The organism is Bradyrhizobium sp. LB14.3 (genome assembly GCF_040547985.1).
GTDB lineage: Bacteria > Pseudomonadota > Alphaproteobacteria > Rhizobiales > Xanthobacteraceae > Bradyrhizobium.
The window spans coordinates 71,824-94,276 of record NZ_JBEPQT010000008.1 but is presented as its reverse complement, the minus strand read 5'-3'; the positions used below and the strand labels follow the sequence as shown (position 1 = coordinate 94,276).

Below are 22,453 nucleotides of genomic sequence, written 5' to 3'. Positions count from 1 at the left end.
AGTGAAGACGCCGCCTGCCGTTCCCCCGGCAGGCGGCGATGTCATATCCAGCTCTGGAACAGCATCAGCCGGCCGAAGGTTGGCATCGACGCGCCGACAAACGCCGCGGAGATCGGCAGCATGACCGCAAAACCGATCGCTGCGATGCCGACATAGGCCCACAGCATCCAGCGGGGCAGACCGTCCCGGCGCAGCACGTAGACCAGCGCGAGCGACGCCACGGTCGCAGCCGGCAGATAATAGTAGATGAAGCCGAGCGTGCGCGGCAGCAACGCCCAGGCGAGCCAGGACCCGAAGTAGAAGGCCGCAATCAGGAACGCATCCCAGCGACGCGCGACGACGAAATCGCGCAGCACGACCGCGAGCGCGAGCAACGCGGGCCACAGCACCAGCGGATTGCCGAGGAAGACGATTGCGGAGACGTTGTCTTCCGTAGTCTTGTCGAACAGGAACCATACCGGTCGCGCGAGCAACGGCCAGGATGGCCACGCGCTCATATAGGTGTGGCCGGCGATCGCGGTCGTGGTGTTGTCGGCGAAGATCCGGCGCTGCGCCTCGATCAGATCCGATAGCGACAATCCATACAGCGGAACGAACGCGGCGAGATACGTCAGCGCCGGCAGCACGGCAAAGCACAGCGCGGCGTGCTGCATCCGAAAATCGGGCCAGAGATCGGGCCGATACCAGTCACTCGGCTTCGCGTCGGCAAACAGCGTGCGCCAGCCCTGCATCAGGCGGATCACCGCAACCATGACGATGCAGATTCCGAGCGGAAACAGGCCGCTCCATTTGCAGGCCGCAGCACAGCCGAACAGGCTGCCCGCGAGCGCGAACAACGCATGCGGGCGATCCCTTCGAAAACCGTGCATGAAGGCGGCCATCGCGAGCAGGCCGAAGCCCAACGCAAAAATGTCGAGCATCGCAATGCGCGCCTGCACGTACAGCATCTGGTTGCAGCCGGCGATCAGCGCGGCGGCGATCGCAGGTCCTTGCGCGGCGAACAGCGCGAGGCCGCACAGATAGGTCGCGACGATCGCGAGCGCCCCGAACAATGTCGCGGGATAGCGCCAGCCCAGCGCGTTGTCGCCGAAGCCCGCGATCGAGACCGCGATCAGCTCCTTGGCCAGCGGCGGATGCATCGGATTGAGCATCGGTTGCGACATCGCCGGTGCCAGCATCTGCCGCGCAGCCGGCACGTAGTGCACCTCGTCGAAGACGAACTTCTCCGGCGTCGTGAGGCCGATCAGCAGCGCGAGATGCGCGACCAGGAAAATCACGACAGCAATCACTGCGCTCCGCGACACCTTCGGAACTGCGGGCAAGTCGAGCGGCATTTGTGGAGAAGTTTTGCGTGGCAAATTTGCGTCACCGCGGACAAAAACAAAGATCGCGCTTTTCATTGAACGCATTCTGCCGCAACTGTCACTAAGCATAACGCAGGTCCCGCGTCGCTTGTGATAATTTCGCCACATCGCAAGCGCGCGCGATCCGGTACGATCAGGGACAAATCGATCGATTGCGAAATGAATTTGCGTTTCTGGCTTTTCTCCACGCTGTTGTCGGCCGCCTTGTGCGCAGCGCCTTGCGCGCAAGCGCAGACGCGCGTCGGTGAAGCCGTCGTGATCCAGAACGAGGTCGTGCGCGTGGCCGCGACCACGACGCCGATCAGTGTCGGTGATGGCATGCTGCGCGACGAGACCGTGCGCACCGGCGCCGACAGCGCGGCGCGCTTCGTGATGGCCGACAGCACCAATCTGTCACTCGGCCCGAGCGCGACGCTCAAGCTCGACCGCACCGTCTTCAACGACGAGCACAGCTATCGCGACGTCGCGATCCGCATGACCACCGGCGCATTCCGTTTCGTTACGGGACATTCCGCGAAGACCGCCTACAAGATCACGACGCCGCTCGCGACCATCGGCGTGCGCGGCACCACGCTCGATATCCTGTCCCAGCGCGGCCGCTCGGTCGTCGTGCTGCAGGACGGCGCCGCCAGCGTGTGCACGACGAGCTTGCAGTGCGTGCAGCTCACGCAGCCCGGCGACACCGCAATCATCACCTCGACCGGCGGCAAGGTCTCTATCAGTAAGACCAATACGCCGCCCTGGACGTTTGCCGCGACCTGCGCCGCGAGCGCCGGGCTGTGCGCGGTCAACCAATATGCGGAGGCGTCGCCGACCATCACGCCCGCCGTCCATGACGACGGTATGCTGTGCGGGCGCTGACGATGGAGGTATTCAACGTCAGGCGCTTCATCCTCGTGCTGACCGCCGCGGCTGCGTTTGCGTTTGTCGCGGTCGATGCCCGTCCGGCGGCAGCCGCCACGAATTGCGTGTCCGAGTGCGGAGGGTCGACCCCCATCCCGGCGCCGAGCTATTCACCCTCGCCGACGCCGACCTACAGCCCCTCGCCAACGCCCTCGCCCAGCCCCTACCCGTCATCGTCGCCGAGCCCTTATCCGTCCTCCTCGCCGAGCCCGACGCCGACCGGCGCGGATTCCAGCGGCAACTCGATCGGCGGCCTTGCCAATCAGCGCTTCAGCCAGATGATCACCAACCGGGTGCTCGGCACGGTGCTGCTCGGCGTCAACGAGCAGGTCAATTGCAGCAACTGCATCAGCGCGTTCGGCTCCGCGGGCTCGTTTTCGGCGGGCATCCACGGCCGCAAGGAGCTGACCAACAATCTGTCACTGCTCGCCGGCATCGCCTACACGCAGTACAGCGAGGGCGGCTACAACATCACCAGCGCGCCGATCGGCGCTTTCGCGCTGCGCTATGACTTCACCGACTGGGGCTCGTCGCGCCCGTTCTTCGACATCGGCACGATCCTGACGCCGTGGGAGAAGGCGCGCTACACCCGCAGCTACAACACCAGCCTCGGCCCGGTGAGCGTCACGAGTTCGACCAACGCCTCGAACTATGCCGTCTACGGCCGCGCCGGCTGGATGAGCCGTGTGTCGCCCCGCGACGAGGTCGCCGCCTCGATCGAGGTCTGGCAGCTCTGGCAGCGCGTCTCGGGCTATACCGACAGCGCGGTGGCGTTCAATCCGTTCGACGCCAGCATCGCGACCGGCACCGACCGCACCAACCTGGTCAAGATCGGCGGCCAGTGGACGCATCTCTACGGCAGCAACATCGAGGCCAACATCAATGGCGGCTGGGTGCAGTCGTTCGCCAGCCATAGCGGCATCGTCGCCACCGTGACCGGCGACGGCACGGTGGTGCCGACCATGGGCAACCAGGGCTGGTTCGAATATGGCGGCCGGCTCGGCTTCCGCGTGCAAAAGGGCTGGATCGTGGACCTGTTCGCCAACGGCACGCTGGGTCCGCAGCCGGTGGGCAACACCATCCATGGCGGCGTGGGGCTGCGGATCAATTACTAGAGAAAGGCGGAGTCACCCACTCCGCTGTCATGCCCCCGCAGGCGGGCATCCAATACGCCAGCTTCTCCGTATCACGGCGCTGTCTCTGGGATACTGGATCGCCCGGTCGAGGCCGGGCGATGACTGGGAGTGTGGCAAGGCCTTCGTCGTCACGCCGCCGACTTGCCCTCGAACGCGCGGCGCAGCACATCCTCATCCAGCTTGACCATCTTCATCATGGCCTGCATGGCGCGTGCGGCGGCGGCCTTGTCGGGGCTCGAGAGGAATTCGAACATCACCTTCGGCACCACCTGCCATGACACGCCGTAGCGGTCATGCAGCCAGCCGCATTGCTCTTCCTTGCCGCCATGGGCCAGGAAGGCATTCCAGACGCTGTCGACCTGGGCCTGATCGTCGCAATGGATCATGAGCGAGAGCGCGTGGGTGTATTCCATCTTCATGCCGCCGTTGAGCGCGACCAGAGGCTGTCCGGCGACCGTGAACTCGACCACGAGCACGGAGCCTTCCTTGCCGGACGGGTTGTCCGAAACGTTGCGCTGAACGTGCGTGATCTCCGAATTCGGAACGAGCGAGACGTAGAATTTCGCGGCTTCCTCGGCATCGCCGTTGAACCACATGCAGGGAACGACCTTTGACATCTTGAATGCTCCTCTTCAGTTTCGTGGTGTCGTGGCTTGGATCAGGCGTTCGACATGTCGGACTGCGCGGCAAAGGCTGCCATGTCCATCCAGTTCACACCCCACATGTGGCCATCCGGATCCTCGAAGCTGCGGCCGTACATGAAACTGTATTCGTCCTTCGGGCCGGGATCGGCCGCCCCGCCCGCCGCCGCGGCCCTGCCGACGATATCGTCGACCTCGTTGCGGCTGTCCGCGGACAGGCAGAACAGCGCCTGGTTCGAGGTCTTGGCATCCGAGATCGGCTTCGGTGTGAACTGGCGGAATTTGTCGTGGGTCAGCAGCATGGCGAAGATGGTCTCGGAAAAGACCATGCAACTCGCCGTATCGTCGCTGAATTGCGGGTTCCTGACCGCGCCGACCGCCTCGTAAAAGGCGGTGGCGCGCTTGAGGTCGGTCACCGGAAGATTGACGAAGATCATTTTGGGCATCGAAAGCTCCTGGGGCGGGGTTCTGCCCAAGGACGGATGGCTGGGCAGCCACCCGACATCGCTTCCGGATATTTTTCGCTCCCTAACCTGCGGGGTTCTGTCGCATCGCCCCCCGCGCGGTTTTGGGCAGCCTTACTTCTTCTCGTTCGGATCGCGGTGAATGGGATCGACCCACAGCACGGTCTCGGGCTTCTCGACCGGCTCGATGTCGAGGTTGATCGCGACCGCCTCGCCGTCACTGCGCACCAGCACGCATTCCAGCACTTCGTCGCGGCTGGCATTGATCTCCTGATGCGGCACGTAGGGCGGGACGAAAATGAAGTCGCCGGGGCCGGCCTCCGCAGTGAATTGCAGGCTCTCGCCCCAGCGCATCCGCGCCTTGCCCTTCACCACGTAGATGACGCTTTCGAGATGGCCGTGGTGATGCGCGCCGGTCTTGGCGTCGGGCTTGATGCTGACCGTGCCCGCCCACAATTTCTGCGCACCGACGCGCGCGAAATTGATCGCGGCCGCGCGGTCCATGCCCGCCGTCGACGGCACGTTGGTATCGAGCTGGTTGCCGGGAATGACGCGCACGCCGTCATGTTTCCAGCGATCGTCGTGATCGTGGTCATGGTGGGAATGCGGATGGTCATGGCCGGTCATGGGACTTGCTTTCTGTTGGTTCCGTGCGCGGCAAACTAACCCAAAGCCGCGCCCGCAAGCCATACCAAAATCGGAACCCTCATAGCCATCGGGCGTTGTCTCGGTAAGCAAACCGCAAGGAGAGTTTCATGGGTAGCACGACCGACAAGATCAAGGGCACCGCCAACGAGGCAATGGGCAAGGCCAAGCAGGGCATCGGCGAAGCCACCGGCTCCGATCGCATGAAGGGCGAAGGCGCAGTCCAGGAAGTGAAGGGCAAGGGCCAGCGGGCCATGGGTGACGCCAAGGACGCCGCAAAAGACGCGGTCGATCGCGCGGCGGCTACGGCCAAGCGCGGGACGGAATAACACGTCCAGCATTGAGACAAACAAGACTGAAAGCGAAAGACCGGCCGGGAGGCCGGTCTTTTGTTTGCGGGCTTACTTCACCCCGAGCAATTCCACGTCGAACATCAGCGTTGCGTTCGGCGGGATCGCGCCGCCTGCGCCGCGGGCGCCATAACCGAGCTGCGGCGGAATGATCAGCGTACGCTTGCCGCCGACCTTCATGGAGGCAACGCCCTCGTCCCAGCCGCCGATGACACGGCCCTTGCCGATCGGGAATTCGAACGGCTCGTTGCGATCGACCGACGAGTCGAATTTCTTGCCCTTCTGGCCGTTCTCGTAAAGCCAACCGGTATAGTGCATCACGCAAATCTGTCCGGGCTTCGGCGAAGCGCCGGTGCCGACGACGCTATCGGTGATCTGCAATCCTGAAGCTGTGGTCATGGTCTTTCCTGCGGTCTGGGCCGAGGCCGTTGTGGAAACGAACGTCGACACACTGCCGATCACGGTGATCGCAAGTGCCGACATGATGGCGAGGAGCACGCGCCGTAAACGCTGCATAAGACACCTTCCGTTTGAGGCGGAAGGTGTCTAGCGCAACGAGCATGCGGTTTCCACCCCTCAAACCTCGATATTTTCCAGCCGCACGGGCAGCTTGCGGATACGCTGGCCCGTGGCGTGGTAGATCGCATTGCAGATCGCCGCATTGGTGCCGACATTGGCAAGCTCGCCGAGGCCCTTCACGCCCGCCGGGTTGATGTGATCGTCCTGCTCGGAGAGCAGTATCACCTCGACACCGGGCACGTCGGCATTCACGGGCACGAGATAGTCGGCAAGATTGTCGTTGACGTAGCGCGCATTCCGCTCGTCGATCTCGGTGGCCTCCAGCAACGCCGAGGACATGCCCCAGATCAGGCCGCCCATGAGTTGGCTGCGCGCCGTGCGCGGATTCATGATACGGCCCGCCGCGAAGGCTCCCACCAGCCGCGGCGCACGGATTTCATGGGTAAAGCGGTTGACGCGGACCTCGACGAACTCGGCACCGAAGGCATAGGCAATCTTGTCCTTCATCGAGTGACCACCGACGAGGCGCGCGTGCCCGCTGTGCATGGCCGTGAAGGAGTCCAGCGGCGCGCCTTCCGGCTTCCACTCGCCGTATTCCTCGGCGACGCCGACACCGAGCGCGTCGAAGGCCTTGTCCAGATCGAGCGGACGATCGCTCTTCGCCGCCTGCGTGCTTGGCGTCTGGCTGATGCCGACAGTCTCCTTGGCCTTGTCGGCGAGGCTGTCGCCCGGCATCACGGCCTTGAACAGCCTTTGGCGAAGCTGATCGCACACCATCATCACTGCCGAGCAGGTGCTGGCGGTCGAGTTCGAACCGCCGGCAACCGGCGCCGGCGGCAGGTCGCTGTCACCCACGAAGACCGCGACCTTTTCCAGGGGCACGCCGAGCCGCTCGGACGCGGTCTGGGCGATGACGGTGTATGCACCGGTACCGATCTCGTGACCGGCAATCTCGACCCGGGTACGGCCGTCGCGCTGGAGGCGGACGCGCGCGGCGGACGGCGCCATCTGCGTCGGATAGCAGGTGGCGGCACAGCCATAGCCAATCAGCCAGTCGCCGTCCGACATCGATTTCGGCTGCGGCGAACGCTGCGACCAGCCGAACGCCTTGGCGGCCTCATCGAAGCACGCCATCAATGACCGGGACGTATAGGGCTTGCCGCCGATCGGCTCAACGGTGGTGTCGTTGATGCGGCGGAGCTCGACCGGGTCCATGTTCAGCTTCACCGCGAGCTCGTCCATCGCGCTCTCCAGCGCGAAGAGATATGGCACCTCCGGCGGTGAGCGCATGAAGCCCGGCGTGTTGCGGTCGGCGCGCACAATCGACACCAGACTGCTGACGTTCGGGCAGGCATAGAGCCGCGTCGTCGTCTTGGTGCCGCCGACGCAATAGGCATCCGGACGCGACGAAACCTCGGAGCCCTCGTGCCTCAAAGCCGCCAGCTTGCCGTCCCGGCCAGCACCAAGCCTGATCTCATGGCGCGTCTCGGCGCGGTAAGTCGCGATGGTGAAACCCTGGTCGCGGGTCGGCACCAGCTTGATCGGCCGGTTCAGGCGTTTGGCGATGCCGGCGATAATGGCGGTTCGCGGCGTCATCGAGCCGCGCGAACCAAAGCCGCCGCCGACATAGGGATTGACGACACGGACCTTGTCGGCGTCGATGCCGAGCTGCTCGGCGACGCCGTTCTTCAGGCCATAGACATACTGGCTGCCCTCATAGATGACGAGGTTATCGCCCATCCAGGCGCAGCTCGTCGTAAACAGCTCCATCGGGTTGTGGTGCTGGGTCGGCGTGTCATAGGAGGCGGTGAGCTTGACCTCAGCCTGGTCGAACGCCTTGGCGAAATCGCCGACCTCCGGGTCTTCCTTGAACTGCGAGTTCTGCCCTTTCGCCGCAGCCGTGGTCGCTCCCGGCGAGTCGAAGCTCGCACTCGGCGCTACGGCCGTGTAGCTCACCTTGACGCGATTGGCGGCCTCGCGCGCGGCCTCGTAACTCTCGGCGATGACGACCGCGATGATCTCGCCGTCATGGGCGATGTCGGCCGATTTCAGCGGCTGGATCGTGGTGCCGGCATAGCCGCCATTGCTGAACAGCTTCGACTCCTTCAGCTTCGGGGCGTTCTCGTGCGTGACGATGTCGATCACGCCGCGGACACCTCTGGCGTCGTCGAGATCGAAGCTGTCGATGCGGCCCTTGGCGATGGCACTGGTGACCAGGAATGCGTAAGCGGGATTGTCGAGCGGCATGTCGGACGCATATGTCGCCCGGCCCGTGACCTTTGCGGCGGCGTCATAGCGCGGCACCGGCTGGCCCATGTTTGCCTTCGGCTCGGGAGCTGCAGCGGTCATGATCGGACCTCCATCGTTACGGCCTGCTGGAGCGCGCGCGCCACCACGCGCTTGCCGAGCGCGATCTTGAAGCTGTTGTGCTGGCGTCCCCGCGCGTCCGCGAAAGCGGCAGAGGCAACACGCTGCGCCAGATCGTCGTCGAATTGCTGTCCCTTCAGCAGCGCCTCCGCCTCGCGCGCCCGCCACGGCACGGTGGCGACGCCGCCCAGCGCGACGCGTGCGTCCCTGATCGTGCCATCCTGCACGTCGAGCGCGACGGCAGCCGACGACAACGCGAACTCATAGGACTGACGGTCGCGCGCCTTGAGATAGACCGAGCGCGGCCAGCGGCCGGGAACGGAGAATGCCGAAATCAACTCACCGGGCTGAAGTGTGGTCTCGATGTCGGGCGTGCTGCCGGGTGCCTTGTGCAGATCTGCGAACGGCACGTTGCGCGTGCCGGACCTGCCGGTGATCTCGACCATTGCGTCCAGCGCGATCAGCGCCTGCGCAAAATCGCCGGGATAGGTCGCGATACACTGATCGGACGTGCCGAGCACCGCATGCATGCGATTGACGCCATCCATGGCGGCACAGCCCGAGCCAGGATTGCGCTTGTTGCAATTCTCATAGGAGACATCGCGGAAGTAGCTGCAACGCGTTCGCTGCATCACGTTGCCGCCGAGCGTCGCCATGTTGCGCAGCTGGGCGCTGGCGGCTAGATTCAGAGAATTCGCGATCACAGGATAGTTGCGCTGGATCTCGGCATGCGCGGCCACATCGGACATCTTCGCGAGCGCGCCGAGCCGCAAGCCGTCGCCTTTGGATTCGATCGCGGACCAGCCGCGCGCAAGCGGATTTATATCGACGAGCGCGGCGGGACGCATCACGTCCAGCTTCATCAGGTCGATCAGCGTGGTGCCGCCGGCGAGCGGCTGTGCCGCGGCCTGCGTCAACGGATTGTTGGCAGCCGCGGCAGCGCTGAGCGCCTGCACGGCCAAGTCAGGATCTGTTGCTCTCTGATACGAAAACGGTCGCATGCGCCTAGCCTTTCATGATCTCGGGCGCGGCCTGCTTCACGGCGGCGACGATGTTGGGATAGGCGGCGCAGCGGCAGATGTTGCCGCTCATATATTCGCGGATGTCGGCCCCGCTGCCCGCATGCCCCTCCTTGACGCAGGCCACGGCGGACATGATCTGGCCCGGCGTGCAATAGCCGCATTGAAAGGCGTCGTTGTCGACAAAGGCCTGCTGCATCGGATGCAAATGATCGTCGGTGGCAAGGCCCTCGATCGTCGTGATCTCCTGCCCCTCGGCTGCGAGCGCGAGCGTCAGGCACGATACCACGCGCCGATCGTCGATCAGCACCGTGCAGGCGCCGCACTGGCCGTGGTCGCAGCCCTTCTTGCTGCCGGTGAGCTTGAGATGTTCACGCAGCGCATCGAGCACCGTGGTGCGGGCGTCAATGTGCAGGCGCTTGTCCTTGCCGTTGACCCGCAGCGTGACATCGACAGGAAGCGCCGGATCCGACGCGGCTGATACGCTCGCATCCTGCGCAGCCGCGCGCGCCACTATAGGGACCAGCGCACTGCCGGCAGCGCCCGCCATGAAGGAGCGACGATCGAATCCGGATCGTCCGGAACCTGGTTTTTCGGACATGGAGGGGCCTCCGCCGCATCGAGCAAAAGCAGCGCACACCTGCACCGCTCATCGCCCCCTTAACCTGAAGCAATGAGCTCCGTTCCGAACGGGAAAGGGCGACGCAGCAAATGCCGCGTCGCCCTTCGTCAACTTTTCCTGATCGTGCGCAGGGAACCCCGTGCGCGGTGGTCAATAGCCGAGGGCGCAACCATCCTTGCGCGGATCGGAACCGCCGGTGAGCGTGCCCTTGTCCCAGTCGATCCAGATCGCCTGGGCGCCGCCGAGCGGACCGACCACGCTGGTAGTCTTGTGGCCGAGCTTCTTCAGGCCTTCGACGATATCGGCCGGCATGCTGTCCTCGAGCTGGTACTGGCCCTCGTAATGCAGGCCGCGCGGCATATCGATCGCCTCCTGTACGTCGCAGCCATAGTCGAGAATGTTGGTCACCACATGGGTCTGGCCAACCGGCTGATACTGTCCGCCCATCACCGCGAACGGCATCACGGACCGGCCGTCCTTGGTGAGCAGACTCGGCATGATCGTGTGCAGCGGACGCTTGCCGCCGGCGATGCAATTCGGGTGGCCGGGCTGGATACGGAAGCCGCCGGCGCGGTTCTGGAGCAGGACGCCGGTCTTGTTCGAGACGATCGCCGAGCCGAACGAATGCGCGATCGAGTTGATGAACGAGCAGACGTTGCGGTCCTTGTCCACGACCGTGATGTAGATGGTCGAGGGATTCATCGGCGGCGCGACGTTCGGCAGGTCGAGCATACCGTCCATGCGGATCTTGTCGATGTGCTCGTTGCAGAATTCCTTGGCGAGGATCTTGGCGACCTCGATCTGCATATGCTCGGGATCGGAGACATGCAGCTCGCGATGCATGTAGGCGATGCGTGCGGCCTCGGCTTCGAGATGGAAACGCTCGATGCTGAGCGGCGCGTATTTTGTCAGGTCGAACCGCGACAGGATGTTCAACATCAGCAGCATGGTGAGGCCGGGTCCGTTCGGCGGGCACTGCCAGACGTCGTAGCCCTTGTACATCGTGCCGATCGGCGTCGTCGTCTCGGTGGTGTGCGCGGCGAAATCGTCGAGCGTGTGCAGGCCGCCGATTCCGCGCAGGGTCTCCACCATGTCTTCCGCGATCGGGCCCTTGTAGAAGGCGTCGCGACCGTCCCTGGCGATCGCCCGCAGCGTCTTGCCGAGCTCCGCCTGGCGAATGACATCGCCGGCCACCGGCGGCTTGCCGTGCGGCAGCAGATAGCGCTCGGTGTTGGTGCCGCCCTTCAGCTTCTCGAACTGGTTCTTCCAGTCGAAGGCGATGCGAGGAGCGACAACGTAGCCTTCTTCGGCCGCCTTGATCGCGGGCTGGAGCAGGCGGTCGAAGCCGAACTTGCCGTGATCGCGCAATACGGTTGCGAAGGCGTCGATCACGCCGGGGATCGAGACCGCATGTGCCGAGGTCAGCGGCACGGAGTTGATCTTGCGTTCGAGATACCAGTCGGCGTTCGCCGCCTTCGGGGCGCGGCCGGAGCCGTTATAGGCGATGATCTTGCCCTCGCCGCGCGGCTGGATCAGCGCAAAGCAGTCGCCGCCGATGCCGGTCGATTGCGGCTCGATCACGCCGAGAATGGCCGAGCCCGCGACTGCCGCGTCCACCGCCGTGCCGCCCTCGCGCAGCACCTCGATCGCGGCGAGCGACGCCTGCGGATGCGAGGTCGCCACCATCGCGTTGGTGGCGTGGACCGTGGACCTGCCGGGGAAATGGAAGTTTCTCATCGAATCCTTGCTCTCGTTGGGCGTCTCACGCGGATGGTGCGCCGGGGCGGAAAAACCGGGCTTACATGACACATTCCGGCGCGCCGAAGCAATGCTGGCATACCAGGGAAATGGCTGCTACCCGCTGGGAATAGAGCTGCGCGTTGCGGGTTTTCCGGGCGCGGGCCGCCTGCTAAACGGACACCATGATTTACAAGGTCGCCGCCTTCTACCAATTCGCCGCCCTGCCCGATTACCGCGAGCTGCGCGAGCCGTTGCGCGCATACTGTGTAGGCCTGGCGCTGAAGGGTAGCGTGCTGCTGGCGCAGGAGGGCATCAACGGCACGGTCGCCGGCACGGTCGAGGCGATCGACGCTCTCGCCCATGAGTTCGCGCACGGCGACATGTTCGGCGGCAGGCTAAGCAATCTCGAACTGAAATTCTCGACCGCCGAGGCGATGCCATTCGGCCGGCTCAAGGTGCGGCTCAAGAAGGAGATCGTCACGCTCGGCGATCAGGCCGCCGATCCGACGCGCCAAGTCGGTACCTATGTCGATGCGAGCGAATGGAACGCACTGATCACGGCGCCCGACACGCTGGTGCTCGACACCAGGAACGCCTTCGAGGTGGCGATGGGGACGTTCGACGGCGCGATCGATCCCGGCATCAACAGCTTCGGCCAGTTCAGGGAATTTGCAGCCGAGCAGCTCGATCCCGCCAAACACCGCAGGATCGCGATGTTCTGCACCGGCGGCATCCGCTGCGAGAAGGCGAGCGCGCATCTGCTCGCGCGCGGCTTTGCCGAGGTCTATCACCTCAAGGGCGGCATTCTCAAATATCTGGAAGAGGTGCCGGAGGCGCAGAGCCGCTGGCGCGGCGAATGCTTCGTGTTCGACGAGCGCGTCGCGCTCGGCCATGGTTTGCGAGAACTTGGCTCGCAAAAACTTGGATTGCAAAAACTTGGATTGCAAGAACTTGGATTGCGCGAACGGGACAAGGACACGGCACGTGACGAATGAGATCAAGACGCTCGGCGAGCGCATCGACACGATGGAAACGCGCCTCGCCTATCAGGACGACACGATCGAGACGCTGAACCAGACCATCACCGCGCAGTGGAGGCAGATCGACGCGCTGACGCGGAAGATCGCGGAGCTCGGCGAGCGGCTGCAGGAGGCCGAGGCGAATGCGCCGGGAGCGGCCAATGAGCCCCCGCCACATTATTGAGCGGTGTTACTGACCGGACGCCTTGCGCAGAAGGTTGGTCACCTCGCCCGACATCATCAGCCGGTTGCGCCCGGCCTCCTTCGCGGCATAGAGCGCCTGGTCGGCGGCCTCGACGAGCGAGACAACGCCAGCCGTGCGCTCCAGCGCCGGCCGGCAGGCTGCACCGCCGAGCGAAGCGGTGACGCAGCCGGACGCATGGTTGCTGGTGTGGACGAGGCCCGCATCACGGATCGCCCGTCGAATCCGCTCGCCGATCCGGGCGGAGCCCGCGGCGTCGGTGTTCGGCAGCAGCACGGCGAACTCCTCGCCGCCGTAGCGCGCCGCCAGATCGCCCGGACGCTGCATCTCGGCGGCGAAGATCTGCGCCACCAGCCGCAGGCAGGCATCGCCCGCGGGATGGCCGTATTCGTCGTTGTAGGACTTGAAGTGGTCGACGTCGATCATCAGCAGTGAGAGGCTGGAGCGGTCGCGATAAGCGCGCGCCCACTCCTCCTTCAGCCGTTCGTCGAAGCGGCGGCGATTGGCAAGCCCGGTGAGGCTGTCCTCGATCGCGAGGGTTTCCAGCCTGGTCTCCAGCTTCTTCTGCTCGGTGATGTCGCGCGAGATCGCGACCACGCCGTCGGCGCGGCCATTGTCCTTGCGGGTCACCCGCATGGTCGATTCGAGCCAGACTTCGCCGTTCAGCCGGTGCGCGTTGCGATAGGTGACGCGCGCCTCCTCCTTCTCGCCGCGCTTCATGGCATCGACGAGAGCCTGGACCTGCGGCCGATCATCCGCGTGAACGCCGGCGAGCGCGGGCGTTCCAATCAGTTGGTTGGCGCGCCAGCCGACGACGCGGATCGACGACGGCGAGACATAGCGCAGCCGCTCGTCGAACCCGATACGCGTCACCATGTCGCTGGAGCCTTCGGCAAGCAGCCGGAAATGCGCTTCCTTCTCGACTAGCGCGGCGGCCATGCGCTGGCCCCGCTGCAGCTGCCGCACCAGCACCGCACCGATGATTGCGATCAGCATGACCAGCGCGAGCACATAGAGCATGCGGGAGATCGCTGCAGCGCGCCAGGGCGCCAGCAGCTCGTCCTTGTCGACCGTGGCGAGCAGGACGAGCGGATAACGGCTACTGCGCTTGAAGAAGCTGACGCGTGCGGCGCCGTCCAGCGGCGACTTGAAATGATAGGCACCGCTCGGCTGCTGCAGGCCGGCGTCGCGGAATAGCGGGGTGTCGCCGACGCTGCGGCCGACGAACCTGTCGTTGCTGGGATTGCGTGCGATGATCATGCCGTCGCCGTGCATCAGCGCCACCGAGCTGTTGCGGCCGATCTCGAACTGCTCGTAGAAATGCGAGAGATAACTCGAGCTGATGGTCGCGAGCACCACGCCGCCGAAACTGCCGTCGAGCTTGTTGAAGCGCCGCGACAGGGCGACGACCCACTCGCCATCCAGGAGGCTCTTCACCGGGCGGCCAATATGGGGCTCACGTTTCGGCGAGAGCTGGTGATAGCGGAAAAACGCGTCGTCGTTGAACGTCGAGCCGATCGTGCCGGGCGAGGTCAACCAATTGCCGTGGTCGTCGATGATGGCGAGGCTGTGGACGCGCTCCATCGCCTTCTTGCGCGCCTCCAGCAGGGTTCGGAGCTTGGCGATCGTGGCCGGCTCGGTGCCGTCCATCTCCAGCCGGCTGACGACGCCGACGACGCCTGAATCCAGGAGATCGAGGCTGTCCTCGGCATGCTGGGTCAGCGAGCGCGCAACGTTCGCCATCTCGGTCTCGGCGCCCTTTAGCACCGCGTCGCGCGCGGCCCATTCCCGCCAGCCACTGACGCCGAGGATGGCCGCGCAGGTCAGCGCGACGAACGCAGCCGCCCGCAGCGGCAGGCGGCTCCATCCGGCTCTTTGGGTCACAGCGTTCATGCGGCAGAATTCTCCGATGATCGGAAACTCTGCCGTTTCTGTTATCGAACTCTGAAACGCCTGCAGCAATATGCGCTGACGTCTCCGGTTTCCCGTAGTCGTACGGACGCCGGCATCAGCACATCGCTAACAAGGCATTAGCAAACCTGTCGGAATCCGGCGTCCCGGCTGCTAGGCGAAGATGGCCTTCACCTTGTTCCAGAGCGAGGGATTGTCGGCATCCGCATCGGCCTTCGAGGGCGCCGGCTGGGCGGCGCTCACGGGATCGGAAGCCGGGAAGGTATCTTCCAGCCCGGCGTCAAGCTTGGCGTAGCGGTCGGCAGCGAGCGCTTCGTGCAGATCGTCGGCATGCTTGTCATGCGGGGCGGGGTTGAATGTCTCAGCCATGATCTCTTCCTCCGTTGGCTGGTCAACGCGGCTCAGTTGCGCTGGTTCCCCTGTTCCGCTCGGGGCTGCGGCGGTGTATCAGGAGCCGTAACCATCTTCAGGACCGTTCGTGCCCCAGTTTGCGACAAAACCGTTCATCGACGTCATCACCGGCCAGCGGCAAGTCATCCCGCCGGTCTGGATGATGCGGCAGGCCGGCCGTTATTTGCCGGAATATCGCGAGGTGCGCGCCAAGGCCGGCGGCTTCCTCGATCTCTGCTTCAACCCGGAACTCGCCGCCGAAGTGACGCTGCAACCGATCCGGAGGTTCGGCTTCGACGCGGCGATCATCTTCTCCGACATTCTGGTGATCCCCTATGCGCTCGGACGTTCCGTGCGCTTCGAGATCGGCGAGGGTCCACGGCTCGAACCGCTGGATGATCCCGCCAAGGTCGCGACACTGGCGGGGCACGCCGATTTCAGCAAGCTCGCGCCGGTATTCGAGGCGCTGCGGATCGTCCGCGGTACGCTCGATCCCAAGATCGCGCTGATCGGCTTCTGCGGCGCGCCGTGGACGGTGGCGACGTACATGGTCGCCGGCCAGGGCACGCCCGACCAGGCGCCGGCGCGGATGATGGCCTACCGGCATCCGGAGGCGTTCGCAGAGATCATCGACGTGCTGGTCGAGAACTCGATCGAATATCTGCTGGCGCAGCTCGCGGCCGGCGCCAACGCCTTGCAGATCTTCGACACCTGGGCCGGCGTGCTGCCGCCCGCCGAGTTCGCGCGCTGGTCGGTCGAGCCGACGCGGCGCATCGTCGAAGGCGTGCGCGCCAAGGTGCCGGACGCGAAGATCATCGGCTTTCCGCGCGGCGCCGGTGCGCAATTGCCCGGTTTCGTCGAGGCAACAGGTGTCAACGCCGTCAGCATCGACTGGACCGCGGAGCCGGCCTTCATCCGCGAGCGCGTGCAAAGCAAAGTCGCCGTGCAGGGCAATCTCGATCCGCTGGCGCTGATCACGGGCGGCGCCGCGCTCGATCGCGCGGTCGACAACGTGCTGGCGAATTTTGCGCAAGGGCGGCTGATCTTCAATCTCGGCCACGGCATCCAGCCGGAGACGCCGATCGCCCATGTCGAGCAGATGCTGAAGCGCGTGCGGGGTTGATTTATTTCGCGCCTTGGGGGAGCGGAAAAACAAAAAACGCGAAAACAACCCCATGCACAGTAGCCAAGTCATTGAAAAAGTTAGGCTTGGAAAAAGTTAGGCTGGGAAAAAGTTTGGCTGGCATGGCTCGAGCGGCCGCCACGAGGCCGTTTGACCCGTCGGGCAAAACAGGCGCATGATACCATCATTGCCCCTATGAGCATTTCGGTAAGAGCTTAGCGCGGCCGGCTGCGCTCGATGATCTCCGCGGCGCCCTTGGCCAACAGATCCAGACCCACCGCACGGCCGAGTTCGCGTGGGCGATCGGCGGGGCCCGAACGCAAAGCTTCGATGATGGTGTCGCCGGAGAGATCGAGCACGGACGCGGTCAACGACATCTGATCGCCCGCAATCGTCGAAAAGCCCGCGATCGGCGAGTTGCAGTGGCCGTTGAGCACCCACAGCACCTCGCGCTCGGCATCGGCAGAGGCATGTGCGGAGGGATCGTCGATCGATGCGAGGATTTGCCTTGTCTGCCAGTCCTGCGCGGCACATTCGACCGCGACGATGCCCTGGCCCGCCGCGGGCAGCATCTCCGCCGCGGTAAACTCGTAGGCGATGCGCTGCGAAAGGCCGACACGGTCGAGACCCGACCGCGCCATGATCAGCGCATCCGCAGGACCCACCGCGCCGCCATCCGGCAGGCGCTGCTTCTCACCATTGTCGAGCTTTCGCACGCGCGTGTCCGCGGCGCCGCGGAAGTGGATGATCTCGACGTCGGGGAATAGCCGCCGCGCATAGGCGGCACGGCGCACGGCGTTGGTGCCGACTTTAAAGCCCTTGCCGCCCGACTGGCGCAGCGCCTCAACCGTCACGCCGTCGCGCAGCACCAGCGCATCATTGGCGGGATCGCGCGACAGCGTCGCACCGATCACGAGGCCCGGCGTGTCTTCGTTGCCGGGCATGTCCTTCAGCGAATGCATCGCCGCATGGAGTTCGCCCGACAGCACGGCGGCGCGGATCTGCGCCACGAAGGCACCGCCCTTGCCGCCATGGGGCAACAGCTTGCTGGTCTGGTCGAGATCGCCCGTGGTGTCGAACTTGACGATCTCGACGTCGAGATCGGGCATGGCAGCGATCAGGCGGCGCGCGATCTCTTCCGTCTGTGCCAGCGCCATCGCGCTCTTGCGTGTGCCGATCTTGAGTCGCGTAGCCAAGCCGTATGCTCCTTCTCGATGCGCGGATTCACCGCGCATCCTCCAATATCATGTCGGAAGCCTTTTCGGCGATCATGATGATCGGCGCATTGGTGTTCCCCGACACGAGGTCCGGCATGATCGAGCCGTCGACCACGCGAAGGCCTTCGAGCCCCCTCACCTTCAGCCGCTGGTCGACCACCGCGAGCGCATCATTGCCCATACGACAGGTCGAGGTCGGATGGTAGATGGTGCTGCCCCGCTCACGGCAATAATCCAGCAGCTCGGCATCCGTGGATACCTTCGCCCCGGGATCGTACTCGCCAGCCACGAACGGCTTCATCGCCGGCGCATGCAATATCTTGCGCAGGATCTTCAGAGCTTCGACATTGGTGGTGCGGTCGGTCTCTGTCGACATGTAGTTGATGCGGATCTCGGGCGGCACGGTCGGGTCGGCGCTTCTGATGCGCAAGGTCCCCCGGCTTTCGGGACGGAGCTGGCACACCGACGCCGTGAAGCCGGAGAAATCATGCAGCTTCTCGCCCATCTTGTCGGTCGAGAACGGCAGGAAGTGGACCTGGATGTCGGGCGAGGCCAGCCGCGGACTGGTCTTGAAGAACGCGCCCGCCGTGCCGGCCGCGATCGTCAGCCAGCCCTTCCGGAACAGCGCATAGCGCGCGCCGGCCAGCGTGCGGCGGAGCGGGTGATTGACGGTGTCGTTCAGCGTGATCTTCTGCGAGCAGCGCATCACGATGCGGACCTGCATGTGGTCCTGGAGGTCGTGACCGACGCCCGGCGCGTCCAGCACGATGTCGATGCCGTGCTTGCGCAGGAGGTCGGCAGGACCGACGCCGGAGAGCTGGAGCAGCTGCGGCGAGTTGTAGGCGCCGCTCGACAGCACGATCTCCCTGCGCGCACGGGCGCGGCGCACCGTCGCGCCCTGACGGTATTCGACGCCGACCGCGCGGCGGCCCTCGAACAGCACGCGCTGGCCGAGCGCGCCGGTTTCGATCTTGAGATTGCCGCGCGTCTTGGCGGGGCCAAGATAGGCCACCGCCGTCGAGGCGCGGCGGCCGTTGCGCGTCGTGGTCTGGAACAGGCCGACGCCTTCCTGTGTGGCGCCGTTGAAATCAGGATTGTAGGGCAAGCCTTTCTCGACCGCCGCGTCGATAAAGGCCTTCGACAGAGGGTCGGTCACGACCATGTTGGACACCGGCAGCGGGCCGCCGCTGCCGTGATATTGATCGGCGCCACGCGACTGGTTCTCAGCCTTCTTGAAATAGGGCAGCACGTCGTCATAGCCCCAGCCGGTGTTGCCGCGCTGGCGCCAGCGGTCATAGTCCTCGTGCTGGCCGCGGACATAGAGCAGGCCGTTGATCGAGCTCGATCCCCCCAGCGTCTTGCCGCGCGGCTGGAACACCTGGCGCCCCTTCAGCTCGGGCTCCGGCTCGGTCTGGTACATCCAGTTGACGGTCTTTTCCTTGAACAGCTTTCCGTAGCCGAGCGGCACGTGGATCCAGATGTTGGAGTCCTTCGGACCGGCCTCGAGCAGCAGCACGCTGTGCTTGCCGTTCGCCGACAGCCGGTTGGCGAGCACGCAGCCAGCGGAGCCGGCACCGACGATGATGTAGTCGAATTCAGGATCGGAGGGCGTGAGGGAGGAAGTTGCGTTCATGCGCTACTGTTCTTTTTGTTGGTGTGGGCGTTTCCGTGTCGTCACTTAGCACGATCATGCAGCGACGCGCAGCGCCTCCACCAGCGACTTGAACGCACGGGCGTATTCCGCCCCTGCCCTTGCGATATCCGCGCGCCCGGCGCAGGCGACCGCGGCCTCCGTCACCGCGCCGAGCAGCAGCCGGGCCAGCGGCTCGACCGGCTGCCGTGCGATCAGCCCGGCCTCCATCGCCGCCGCAATCGCACGCGGCAGCTTGCCGCCGAAATGTTTGGCGTCGATCTCGCGCCAGCGCTCCCAGCCGAGCACGGCCGGGCCGTCGCGCAGGATGATCTGACCGGTCGGGCCCTTGGCGGTTGCGGCAAAATAATGCTGGGTGCCGGCGACCATCGCAGCAAGCACGTCCTTCTCGGCCCGCGCGGCGCTGTCGATCTCGGCGACCAGATCGCGCGAGACCTGGTCGAACACCGCTTCGAACACCGCTTCCTTGGTCTTGAAGTGATGATAGACCGCGCCCTTGGCGACGCCGGCGGATTCGGCGATCTCGTCCATCGTCGTCGCGGCAAATCCTTGTGCTCCCAACAAGCGGCGCGCCGCCGTCAGGATCGCCTCCGAAGTCGCTGCCCGCCGCTCCGCCTGTTTCGCCATGAGTCTTCCTCTAATCCAATTCGGCACAGGCAGCCAGTTGACTTTTCGACCGCCGGTCGGTATTTACCGACTATCAGTCGGTTATTCGTGAGGTGTGCCATGCCGAGCCGTGACGTCGTCGAAGCTTTTGCCAAGCGATTGGAGGCCGGGGATTTTATCGGTGCGATCGAGCAGTTCTATACGCCCGAGGCCGCGACCTACGAGAACAACGCAGCACCAACGGTCGGCCGCGACAAGCTCGCCGCCAAGGAGCGCGGCGTACTGGCCGCCTCCAAGGAGGTCAAGGCGGTCCGCATCGGGCCAAGCCTGATCGAGGGCGACCATGTCGCGACGCGCTGGAGTTTCAGCTTCACCAACGCCGAAGGCATCATCCGAACGTTGGATGAGATCGCATGGCAGACGTGGCGGGGCGATCAGTTGATCGAAGAACGGTTCTATTACGACCCGAAGCAGCTTGGGCACTGACCAGGACACTGCACTTGCAGGCGTCCGATCAGACTTCACGTCGGACGATCAGGCGCGATCATCGCGTCCGCGAGCTGGCGCATCAAACGTACCAGGTCCTCGACATCCTGATCGTCCCAGGTCGCAAACATCGCCGCGACGATCCGTTCGCGTGCCCTGTCGATCGCGTCCGTCATGGCTTTCCCGCTCGGGGTGATTGTGGCCTCACTGACGCGGCGATCCGCTTCGCTGGCGCGGCGCTTGATCAAGCCTAGACTTTCCAGTTTCGCGACCTGCCGGCTTACCGTCGTGTAGTCCCGTCCCATGCGATCGGCGAGATCGACGACGCCGATCGGACCACGCCGCTCGATGCCCACGAGCAGCGGAAACAGCGCGCGATCGAGCGATATGCCCGCTTCGCGAATCATCATGTCGTCGCCCTGCCGGCGATTCATGACACTGGCGATGTCGATCAACGCTTCGTGAAGAGAGCGCACCTGTTTTTTAATATGTGTATTTTGCACCCTTCTTGACATCCCGATTGCCCTCTGCTTAATGCGTGCATATTACACATATTGAGGGTGCCATGACAAAGCAATTCAAGGCGGATGTTCTGATATGCGGAGCAGGCGCGGCGGGCCTTACGCTCGCTATCGATCTCGCCCGGCGGGGCATATCCTTTCGGCTGATCGAGAAGAGCGACGGTCCGTTTCACGGGTCTCGCGGCAAGGGAATCCAGCCCCGAACCCAGGAGATTTTCGAGGACCTCGGCATCATCGATCGTATCGTTGCGGCCGGCGGTCTCTACCCGCCACAGCGGAAATATCGGGACGATGGCAGCTTCATCGAGTCGGAGGTTTCTGAGCAAACCGCCCCGACACCCGCAGAGCCCTACCACATGGCGCTAATGATCCCGCAATTTCTGACCGAGAGCGTGATGCGCGAACGCCTGCTCGAATTTGGCGGGCGGGTGGAATTCGGCTGCGAATTGGTGGGCTTGGAGCAGGATCAGGACGGCGCGACTGCGCGTCTGTCAGGCCCGGTCGGTGAGGAGACGGTGCGGGTGCGTTACCTCGTCGGCGCCGATGGAGGCCGCAGCTTCGTCCGTCACGCTCTCGATATCGGTTTTCAAGGCAAGACGCTTGGCGTGCGTGCCGTCGTCGCCGATATTGTCCTGACGGGGCTGGACCGCACGGCGTGGCACCGCTTCAACGATGGTGCAATGGATCGCCAGATCGCGCTGTGTCCACTGGCCGGGACGGAGCTCTTCCAGTTGCAGGCACCGGTTCCGCTCGAAGGCGAAGTCGATCTGTCGGCCGACGGGCTATCAGCGATGGTCGCCGAGCGCACGGGGCGCAACGATATCCGCATCCGGCGCGTGCACTGGGCGTCGGCCTATCAGATGAACGCGCGCCTCGCCGATCGATACAGGGACGGCCGTGCATTTCTGATTGGCGATGCGGCTCACATTCATCCGCCGACAGGTGGACAAGGCTTCAACACCAGCGTGCAGGATGCCTACAACCTCGGCTGGAAGCTCGCGGCGGTCATCCGTGGCGCTTCCGCAACTCTGCTCGACAGCTATGAGAGAGAACGTCGACCCGTCGCTGCAAGCATGCTCGGCCTTGCCACCGTATTGCTGGAAGCCGCCAAACGCGGCGATATGAGACGCGGCCGTGAGGTGCAGCAACTCGACATCGGCTATCCCGGATCACCGCTGACGCTGGAAATACCGGGACGTCTGGAAGGTCCCCGCGGGGGAAACCGTGCACCGGATGCGCCGCTACGCGGGGCCGCCGGACAGCCCATACGCTTGTTCGGGTTGCTCAAGGGGCCGCATTGGACGCTGCTTGGCTATCAGGTGAAACGCGGAGCGCTATCGGCGTGCAATGGACTGCACATCCACTGCATCGGTCCAGGTGCGGAGCTCGTCGACGAAAGCGAGCACTTTCGCGCGGCATATTCCGTGTCGCCGGGGGATTGGGTGCTGGTGCGTCCTGACGGCTACATTGCCGCCCTCGTAGACTTCCGGCAGATCGATAGGCTCACGCATTTCCTGGCCGAACAGGGTCTCGCCTGATTCAAGGCCGCTTGGACTT

23 protein-coding genes are annotated in these 22,453 nt (G+C 64.5%); 8 read left to right on the top strand and 15 right to left on the bottom strand.

Annotated features, from left to right (window positions below; all coding sequences use genetic code 11):
* Nucleotides 1-41 precede the first annotated feature (41 nt).
* Nucleotides 42-1,472: a phospholipid carrier-dependent glycosyltransferase gene (locus ABIB00_RS17550; protein WP_354105220.1), complete on the bottom strand. Its 1,431-nt coding sequence runs from the start codon at nt 1,470-1,472 to the stop codon at nt 42-44.
* A gap of 51 nt (nt 1,473-1,523) precedes the next feature.
* Between ABIB00_RS17550 and ABIB00_RS17545 the strand changes: the two genes are divergently transcribed.
* Nucleotides 1,524-2,225: a FecR family protein gene (locus ABIB00_RS17545; RefSeq protein ID WP_247440693.1), complete on the top strand. Its 702-nt coding sequence runs from the start codon at nt 1,524-1,526 to the stop codon at nt 2,223-2,225.
* A gap of 2 nt (nt 2,226-2,227) precedes the next feature.
* Nucleotides 2,228-3,382, top strand: coding sequence for a hypothetical protein (locus ABIB00_RS17540; protein WP_354105219.1), 1,155 nt, complete (start codon nt 2,228-2,230; stop codon nt 3,380-3,382).
* Nucleotides 3,383-3,531: 149 nt separating this feature from the next.
* Here the strand turns inward: ABIB00_RS17540 and ABIB00_RS17535 are convergent, their stop codons facing one another.
* From ABIB00_RS17535 to ABIB00_RS17525, 3 genes are all read right to left on the bottom strand, one after another.
* Nucleotides 3,532-4,020 (bottom strand): VOC family protein, encoded by a 489-nt coding sequence (locus tag ABIB00_RS17535; protein WP_354105218.1) that lies wholly within the window; start codon nt 4,018-4,020, stop codon nt 3,532-3,534.
* A gap of 41 nt (nt 4,021-4,061) precedes the next feature.
* Nucleotides 4,062-4,490: a VOC family protein gene (locus tag ABIB00_RS17530; protein ID WP_247440690.1), complete on the bottom strand. Its 429-nt coding sequence runs from the start codon at nt 4,488-4,490 to the stop codon at nt 4,062-4,064.
* 132 nt (nt 4,491-4,622) lie between these two features.
* On the bottom strand, nt 4,623-5,135 hold the full coding sequence (locus ABIB00_RS17525; RefSeq protein WP_354105217.1) for a cupin domain-containing protein: 513 nt from the start codon (nt 5,133-5,135) through the stop codon (nt 4,623-4,625).
* A 128-nt stretch (nt 5,136-5,263) separates the two neighbouring features.
* Here ABIB00_RS17525 and ABIB00_RS17520 point away from each other — a divergent pair, with 128 nt between their 5' ends.
* The gene (locus ABIB00_RS17520) at nt 5,264-5,482 is read left to right on the top strand and encodes a CsbD family protein (RefSeq protein ID WP_354105216.1); all 219 of its coding nucleotides are present in this window, start codon (nt 5,264-5,266) and stop codon (nt 5,480-5,482) included.
* 72 nt (nt 5,483-5,554) lie between these two features.
* Here ABIB00_RS17520 and ABIB00_RS17515 read toward each other — a convergent pair whose 3' ends face one another.
* The 5 genes from ABIB00_RS17515 to ggt form a co-directional block, all read right to left on the bottom strand.
* Entirely contained in the window at nt 5,555-6,019 is a 465-nt protein-coding gene (locus ABIB00_RS17515) for an FKBP-type peptidyl-prolyl cis-trans isomerase (RefSeq protein WP_354105215.1), read from the bottom strand.
* Nucleotides 6,020-6,079: 60 nt separating this feature from the next.
* Nucleotides 6,080-8,371 (bottom strand): xanthine dehydrogenase family protein molybdopterin-binding subunit, encoded by a 2,292-nt coding sequence (locus ABIB00_RS17510; protein ID WP_354105214.1) that lies wholly within the window; start codon nt 8,369-8,371, stop codon nt 6,080-6,082.
* Complete coding sequence (locus ABIB00_RS17505; protein ID WP_354105213.1) at nt 8,368-9,390, bottom strand: FAD binding domain-containing protein; 1,023 nt, start codon at nt 9,388-9,390, stop codon at nt 8,368-8,370. Before ABIB00_RS17505 ends, ABIB00_RS17510 begins: the two co-directional genes overlap by 4 nt.
* Before the next feature lie 4 nt (nt 9,391-9,394).
* Nucleotides 9,395-10,009 carry a (2Fe-2S)-binding protein gene (locus ABIB00_RS17500; protein WP_354105212.1) on the bottom strand — a complete coding sequence of 205 codons (615 nt, stop codon included), beginning with the start codon at nt 10,007-10,009 and terminating at the stop codon, nt 9,395-9,397.
* Between the two features lie 171 nt (nt 10,010-10,180).
* Nucleotides 10,181-11,767, bottom strand: a complete 1,587-nt coding sequence (gene ggt, locus ABIB00_RS17495; protein ID WP_354105211.1) for a gamma-glutamyltransferase — start codon at nt 11,765-11,767, stop codon at nt 10,181-10,183.
* A gap of 185 nt (nt 11,768-11,952) precedes the next feature.
* Between ggt and trhO the strand changes: the two genes are divergently transcribed.
* Together trhO and ABIB00_RS17485 are read left to right on the top strand one after the other, a co-directional pair.
* Entirely contained in the window at nt 11,953-12,765 is an 813-nt protein-coding gene (trhO, locus tag ABIB00_RS17490; RefSeq protein WP_354105210.1) for an oxygen-dependent tRNA uridine(34) hydroxylase TrhO, read from the top strand.
* Nucleotides 12,755-12,973 carry a SlyX family protein gene (locus ABIB00_RS17485; protein WP_247440677.1) on the top strand — a complete coding sequence of 73 codons (219 nt, stop codon included), beginning with the start codon at nt 12,755-12,757 and terminating at the stop codon, nt 12,971-12,973. Before trhO ends, ABIB00_RS17485 begins: the two co-directional genes overlap by 11 nt.
* A 6-nt stretch (nt 12,974-12,979) precedes the next feature.
* Here the strand turns inward: ABIB00_RS17485 and ABIB00_RS17480 are convergent, their stop codons facing one another.
* Both ABIB00_RS17480 and ABIB00_RS17475 read right to left on the bottom strand, forming a co-directional pair.
* Complete coding sequence (locus ABIB00_RS17480) at nt 12,980-14,884, bottom strand: sensor domain-containing diguanylate cyclase (RefSeq protein ID WP_354105209.1); 1,905 nt, start codon at nt 14,882-14,884, stop codon at nt 12,980-12,982.
* A 171-nt stretch (nt 14,885-15,055) separates the two neighbouring features.
* Nucleotides 15,056-15,271 carry a hypothetical protein gene (locus ABIB00_RS17475; RefSeq protein ID WP_354105208.1) on the bottom strand — a complete coding sequence of 72 codons (216 nt, stop codon included), beginning with the start codon at nt 15,269-15,271 and terminating at the stop codon, nt 15,056-15,058.
* Nucleotides 15,272-15,380: 109 nt separating this feature from the next.
* On the opposite strand from ABIB00_RS17475, the gene hemE reads away from it, so the two are divergent.
* A complete protein-coding gene (hemE, locus tag ABIB00_RS17470; protein WP_354105207.1) occupies nt 15,381-16,415 on the top strand; it encodes a uroporphyrinogen decarboxylase in 1,035 nt (344 codons plus the stop codon).
* Between the two features lie 215 nt (nt 16,416-16,630).
* On the opposite strand, the gene hemC is transcribed toward hemE, so the two are convergent.
* The 3 genes from hemC to ABIB00_RS17455 are packed head-to-tail and all read right to left on the bottom strand — an operon-like array spanning nt 16,631 to nt 19,910.
* A complete protein-coding gene (hemC, locus tag ABIB00_RS17465) occupies nt 16,631-17,611 on the bottom strand; it encodes a hydroxymethylbilane synthase (protein ID WP_354105206.1) in 981 nt (326 codons plus the stop codon).
* 28 nt (nt 17,612-17,639) lie between these two features.
* On the bottom strand, nt 17,640-19,265 hold the full coding sequence (locus ABIB00_RS17460; protein ID WP_354105205.1) for a GMC family oxidoreductase: 1,626 nt from the start codon (nt 19,263-19,265) through the stop codon (nt 17,640-17,642).
* Nucleotides 19,266-19,319: 54 nt separating this feature from the next.
* The gene (locus ABIB00_RS17455; RefSeq protein ID WP_354105204.1) at nt 19,320-19,910 is read right to left on the bottom strand and encodes a TetR/AcrR family transcriptional regulator; all 591 of its coding nucleotides are present in this window, start codon (nt 19,908-19,910) and stop codon (nt 19,320-19,322) included.
* Nucleotides 19,911-20,009: 99 nt separating this feature from the next.
* On the opposite strand from ABIB00_RS17455, the gene ABIB00_RS17450 reads away from it, so the two are divergent.
* Nucleotides 20,010-20,375: a nuclear transport factor 2 family protein gene (locus ABIB00_RS17450; RefSeq protein ID WP_354105203.1), complete on the top strand. Its 366-nt coding sequence runs from the start codon at nt 20,010-20,012 to the stop codon at nt 20,373-20,375.
* A 35-nt stretch (nt 20,376-20,410) separates the two neighbouring features.
* Here ABIB00_RS17450 and ABIB00_RS17445 read toward each other — a convergent pair whose 3' ends face one another.
* Nucleotides 20,411-20,890, bottom strand: coding sequence for a MarR family winged helix-turn-helix transcriptional regulator (locus tag ABIB00_RS17445; protein WP_354105202.1), 480 nt, complete (start codon nt 20,888-20,890; stop codon nt 20,411-20,413).
* A gap of 50 nt (nt 20,891-20,940) precedes the next feature.
* Between ABIB00_RS17445 and ABIB00_RS17440 the strand changes: the two genes are divergently transcribed.
* On the top strand, nt 20,941-22,434 hold the full coding sequence (locus ABIB00_RS17440) for an FAD-dependent oxidoreductase (protein ID WP_354105201.1): 1,494 nt from the start codon (nt 20,941-20,943) through the stop codon (nt 22,432-22,434).
* Nucleotides 22,435-22,453 lie beyond the last annotated feature (19 nt).